This is a genomic window from Amycolatopsis rhizosphaerae, from assembly GCF_007713715.1.
In the GTDB taxonomy this organism is placed as follows: Bacteria; Actinomycetota; Actinomycetes; order Mycobacteriales; family Pseudonocardiaceae; genus Amycolatopsis_E; species Amycolatopsis_E rhizosphaerae.
Genome location: NZ_VJWX01000502.1, coordinates 1 through 5,193, shown reverse-complemented (window position 1 = coordinate 5,193; position 5,193 = coordinate 1). Strand labels below are relative to the sequence as shown.

The 5,193-nt window shown below is 70.2% G+C and carries 5 protein-coding genes, 1 rRNA gene and 1 pseudogene; 5 read left to right on the top strand and 2 right to left on the bottom strand.

Annotation, left to right across the window (positions count from 1 at the left end; all coding sequences use genetic code 11):
• Positions 1 to 428: pseudogene (locus FNH05_RS31635) on the top strand (serine/threonine-protein kinase); the annotation flags it as partial.
• Here the strand turns inward: FNH05_RS31635 and FNH05_RS31630 are convergent.
• Positions 418 to 1,041, bottom strand: coding sequence for a MerR family transcriptional regulator (locus FNH05_RS31630; protein ID WP_144592515.1), 624 nt, complete (start codon positions 1,039 to 1,041; stop codon positions 418 to 420). The pseudogene FNH05_RS31635 and the gene FNH05_RS31630 sit on opposite strands and share 11 nt — an antisense overlap.
• Before the next feature lie 88 nt (positions 1,042 to 1,129).
• Here FNH05_RS31630 and FNH05_RS31625 point away from each other — a divergent pair, with 88 nt between their 5' ends.
• The 4 genes from FNH05_RS31625 to FNH05_RS31610 are packed head-to-tail and all read left to right on the top strand — an operon-like array spanning position 1,130 to position 4,944.
• Positions 1,130 to 2,083, top strand: a complete 954-nt coding sequence (locus FNH05_RS31625; RefSeq protein ID WP_186382833.1) for a hypothetical protein — start codon at positions 1,130 to 1,132, stop codon at positions 2,081 to 2,083.
• Positions 2,080 to 2,517 carry an ABA4-like family protein gene (locus tag FNH05_RS31620; protein ID WP_144592514.1) on the top strand — a complete coding sequence of 146 codons (438 nt, stop codon included), beginning with the start codon at positions 2,080 to 2,082 and terminating at the stop codon, positions 2,515 to 2,517. The genes FNH05_RS31625 and FNH05_RS31620 overlap by 4 nt, the downstream gene beginning before the upstream one ends.
• Positions 2,514 to 3,305, top strand: a complete 792-nt coding sequence (locus FNH05_RS31615; protein ID WP_144592513.1) for a purine-nucleoside phosphorylase — start codon at positions 2,514 to 2,516, stop codon at positions 3,303 to 3,305. Before FNH05_RS31620 ends, FNH05_RS31615 begins: the two co-directional genes overlap by 4 nt.
• Positions 3,298 to 4,944 carry a phospho-sugar mutase gene (locus FNH05_RS31610; RefSeq protein WP_144592512.1) on the top strand — a complete coding sequence of 549 codons (1,647 nt, stop codon included), beginning with the start codon at positions 3,298 to 3,300 and terminating at the stop codon, positions 4,942 to 4,944. The genes FNH05_RS31615 and FNH05_RS31610 overlap by 8 nt, the downstream gene beginning before the upstream one ends.
• Positions 4,945 to 5,068: 124 nt before the next feature.
• Here FNH05_RS31610 and rrf read toward each other — a convergent pair.
• Positions 5,069 to 5,185, bottom strand: a 5S ribosomal RNA gene (rrf, locus tag FNH05_RS31605).
• Between the last annotated feature and the right edge of the window lie 8 nt (positions 5,186 to 5,193).

The window sequence follows — 5,193 nt, the reverse complement described above, 5'->3', positions numbered from 1 at the left end:
CGGAGGAGGTGCCCGAGGACTGGACCCGGTTCACCGGCTCGGCGTCGGGAGACGGTCTGCCCCCCTCCACACTGGTGGAGTGGGTTTCGCCGGACGGCTCGCAGATGTTCGCCGTGGACCACATCGCGGGCTACTCCGCCGACCACGACATCGAGCAGTACATCAAGGCACTGTCCGCCAGCCGCGGGACGGGCAACTTCCGGGCGCTGGACAAGTCCCCGCTGGTGGGCAAGGAAGGGTGGGCGCTGTCGTACCGCACGTTGGACCGGGGCGGCAACACCCAGATCAGCCGGACCACCTTCGCCCAGATCTTCCGGCAGGGCAACGGCCTGTGGGCGGTGAGCGTGACCGTGCCGACCGAGCAGGAAGAGACCGCGAAGGCCGAGCTCTACCAGCGGATCATGCCCACGTTCTCGATCAATCCCTGAACCGCTCCGCCGAGGCGCGTCGCTGCGCGAGCCGCCGCAGCGCGGTGAACATCGCGTCGCCGAGCACGGTCCCGATCGCCGCTCCCTCCACAATGGACTCTGGCGAGGTGAGCGAGCCGACGGCGGCGAGGTCGAGTTCCGCCATGCGGTCGGCCAGTGCCGCGTACTCGTCCAGCCGCTCGACGAGTTCGACCCTTTCGAGGCCGGCGAAGGCGGCCACCGCTCCGACGAGCGCCTCGAACACGACGTCACCGGGGCCGCCCTTCCAGCCGTGCTTCCGCACGACGGGCTCGATCTTCTCCAGCGCCCAGGCGCGGGCCTCGGGGTCCGGTTCCGTCTTCGGCACCGGCAGCCCGCACTGGATGACGCCCAGCAGGCTGTGGGTGGGAGCGCGCTGGTCGATCGCTTCGACGACCTCGCGCGCCGCCGCCACGGTCAGGCCGCCGACCTCGAGCAGGGCCCGGACCAGCCTGAGCCGACGGACGTGCTCCTCGCCGTAACGGGCCTGGTTGGGGCTGGTCCGCTCGCCGGGCGGGAGCAGGCCTTCGCGCAGGTAGTACTTGATCGTGGCGACGGGCACGCCGGATTCCCTGCTCAGCTCGGCCATCCGCATCGCGAGCGTCCTTTCCTGTGAATCTTCTCAACATGGATAGTTTATGTTCCCATAATGGATAGAGGGACTATCCATCTGAGGAGGGACCGTGACTACCTCACCAAGACGGCCGATGATGATCTCCGCCGGGGTGATGGCCGTGATGGCCGTCGTCTCGCTCGGCGGACTGGTCTTCGACGACCGCATCCTGCTGGGCGCACCGATCTGGCTGAAACCGCTCAAGTTCGCCCTCTCGATCGGGATCTACTTCCTGACCTGGGGATGGCTGAGCTCGCTGCTCACCGTCAGGCAGCGGCTCGTCGCGCGCATCTCGGCCGTCGTCATCGGCCTGCTGGGAGTCGAGTACGCCATCCTGATCACCCAGGTCATCCGCGGCCGGGCCAGCCACTTCAACGTGTCCACCACCTTCGACCGGCTGCTGTACCTGATCATGGGCGGCAGCATCGCGGTGATCTGGACGGGCACGCTCGTGCTCACCGTGCTGCTGTTCCGCACCCCGATCGCCGACACCGCGAGCAGGCTCGCGATCCGCTGGGGCGCGGTGATCTCCCTGATCGGCATCGGGCTCGGCGGCCTCATGCTCATCCCGACCCCCCAGCAGCGCGCCTCCGCCGTGCACCAGGTCGTCGGCGCCCACAGTGTCGGCGTCCCCGACGGCGGGCCGGTCATGGCGGTCACCGGCTGGAGCACCACCGGCGGTGACCTGCGGATCCCCCATTTCGTCGGCATGCACGCGCTGCAGGTGCTGCCCCTGCTGGTCATGCTGCTCGGCTTCCTCGCCCGGCGCTTCCCCCGTCTGCGGCCCGACCGCACCCGGGGCCGCCTGACCGCCATCGCCACGGCGGCCTACGCGGGCCTGGTCGCGCTGGTGACCTGGCAGGCGGAACGCGGCCAGCCCTTCATCCACCCCGACGGGCTCACCCTCTCGGCCTTCGGTCTCCTCGTCGCCACCACGCTGGGTGCCGGCACCCTGGTGATCGCGCGCGGCCCCGCGGGCACCACCGTTCCCGAACCGGTCCGGCGCACGGAGATGGCGCGATGAACCAGCTGTTCCAACTGACCTTCTGGCTGGCCGCGCCCTTCTGGGCGCTGATGATCCTGGCCCCGTCCTGGCGGTGGACGAGCCGGATCCTGGCCTCGCCATGGGTGACCCTGCTGCCACTCGCCGTGTACGCGCTCGTCGTGGGACCGCACTTCGGGGCGCTGTGGACGGCGGTGAGCCGCCCCGATCTCCCGGTGCTGCAGGCGTTCCTGGCCCAGCCCTACGGCGCCGCGGCGATCTGGGCCCACCTGGTCGCCTTCGATCTGTTCCTGGGCCGGTGGATGTACTTCGAAGCGCGTGCCCGTGGCATCCACCCGCTGGTCGTCGGCCCGATCCTGCTGCTGACGATCTTCCTCTCCCCGATCGGCGTGGTCGTCTTCCTCGCCGTCCGTTCCGCCACCGCACCGAAACGGGCGGCTAATCTCAGGCCATGAGTGAACTTGACGTGGCCGCCGCCGCGGCGGCGGCCATCGGGGAGCGAACCGGATTCGCCAGGCACGATATCGCCGTGGTGCTCGGTTCCGGATGGCGTCCCGCCGCCGACATCCTCGGGGAGCCCGACGCGGAGATCCCGCTCGGCGAGCTGCCCGGTTTCGAAACCCCGAGCGCGATCGGCCACGGGGGCACCGTGCGCTCGGTCGACGTGGCAGGCAAGCGGGCACTGGTCCTGCTCGGCCGGACCCACCTCTACGAGGGCAAGGGGGTCGCCCGCGTGGTGCACAACGTGCGCACGGCGGCGGCCGCGGGGGTGAAGTCGGTACTGCTCACCAACGCCGCCGGAGGCCTGCGTGCCGGGTTCGCGGTGGGGCAGCCGGTGCTGATCTCCGACCACCTCAACCTGACCGCGACCTCCCCGATCGTCGGGGCGAACTTCGTCGACCTGGTGGATCTCTACTCGCACCGGTTGCGCGAACTGGCCCGCGAGATCGATCCGAGCCTGGAAGAAGGCGTTTACGCCGGTCTGCCCGGCCCCCATTTCGAAACTCCGGCGGAGATCCGCATGCTGCGCACCCTCGGCGCCGACCTGGTCGGTATGTCGACCGTGCTGGAGGCGATCGCGGCACGCGCGGCCGGAATCGAGGTGTTCGGGCTGTCACTGGTGACCAACCTCGCGGCGGGGATCACCGGCGAACCGCTCAGCCACGAGGAGGTCCTCGAAGCCGGTCGCGCCTCCGCCGAGCGGATGGGCACCCTGCTGCGGGATCTGGTGGCCCGTGCCTGAGCGGCTCGACCCCGGGCTACGGGACAGGACCGTCGCCTGGCTGGCCGGTGAGGTGGACGAGGATTCGCGCGAAGAACTCGGCGAACTGCTCGACCGGGCGGATCGAGGCGAGCCGGGCGCCGCGGCGGAACTGGCGGACCGGATGACCGGCTCCCTGACCTTCGGTACCGCCGGGCTACGCGGGCCCGTGCGCGCGGGGCCGAACGGGATGAACACCGCCGTCGTGGTGCGCACGACGGCGGGCGTCGCCGAATGGCTCACCGCCCACGGCCGTGCCGGGCAGCTCGTGGTGATCGGCCGCGACGGCAGGCACGGTTCCGAACGGTTCGCGGCCGCGGCCGCCGAGGTCCTCCATGCGGCGGGGTTCGACGCGCGGACGCTCCCGGGCCCGCTGCCCACCCCGGTGCTCGCCTACGCGGTCGGGCACCTCGGTGCGGCCGCGGGGATCCAGATCACGGCGTCACACAACCCTCCCGCGGACAACGGGTACAAGCTCTACGACCACACCGGTGCCCAGATCGTGCCGCCGTCGGACGAGGAGATCGAGGCCGCCATCGGCCGCGCTCCCGGCGCGAAGGAGATCGCCCGGAAGCCGGGGGTACCGGTCGTCGGCCCCGAACTGCTCGAAAGCTACCTGGCGAAGGTCGCCGCGCTGCCGCACGGGAAATCGCGGGAGCTGCGGATCGCCGCGACCGCTCTGCACGGGGTCGGCGCCGAAGTGCTGATCGAAGCGCTCCGCGGGGCGGGGTTCACTGATGTGCATCTGGTGGCCCGGCAGTCGAAGCCCGATCCGGACTTCCCGACGGTGTCGTTCCCGAATCCGGAGGAGCCCGGGGCCACCGACCTGCTCCTGGCACTGGCGGCCGAAGTGGGGGCCGATCTCGCGATCGCCCTGGATCCCGACGCCGACCGTTGTGCGGTGGGCGTGCCGGGACCCGGCGGTTCCTGGCGGATGTTGCGGGGCGACGAGACCGGAGCCCTGCTCGGTGAACACGTATTGTCCACAACGGACAGTGAGAACCCGTTGGTGGCCACGACGATCGTCTCGTCGTCACTGCTCGGGGAGATCGCGGCCGCACACGGGGCCCGGTACGCGGAAACGCTGACCGGGTTCAAGTGGCTCGCCCGTGCCGGGGAAGGTCTGGTGTTCGCCTACGAGGAGGCGCTCGGCCTGTGCGTGAATCCGGATTTCGTCCACGACAAGGACGGGATCGCGGCCGCGGTGGTGGCCTGCGATCTCGCGGCGACGGCGAAGGCGGCCGGGCGCTCGTTGCTGGACCTGCTGGATGACTTGGCGGGCAGGCATGGTGTGTACCTGACGGACCAGCTCTCCCTGAGGTTCCCGGATGCCCGGGTACCGGCTCGGCTCCTGGCCGGCCTGCGCGCCGAACCGCCCGCGGAGCTCGGCGGGTTCCCGGTGCGGACGGAGGATCTGCTCCCCCGTACCGATGCCCTGCGGTTGACCGGGGACGGGTTCCGGGTGGTGATCCGGCCTTCGGGGACCGAGCCGAAACTCAAGGCCTACCTGCAGGTGACGGAACCGGTGCCGGATGCGGTGGAGCCGGCACGGAAGAAGGCAGCCGAACGGCTGGCGGTGTTGCGTGCTGGCCTCGCGGCCCTGTTACCGGCCACGCGGTAGTCCCGCCGGGGTGGGCACTTCACCACGAAGTGCCCACCCCGGGTTCCGGGCATGAAAAAGCCTCGAGGCCCTGGGAGATCCCTTTTCAGGATTCTCGACCAGGGCCTCGAGGGCCATAAAGAGTGTTCGGCGGTGTCCTACTCTCCCACACCCCTTCGAGTGCAGTACCATCGGCGCTGGTGGGCTTAGCTTCCGGGTTCGGAATGGGACCGGGCGTTTCCCCACCGCCATGACCACCGAAACATTATG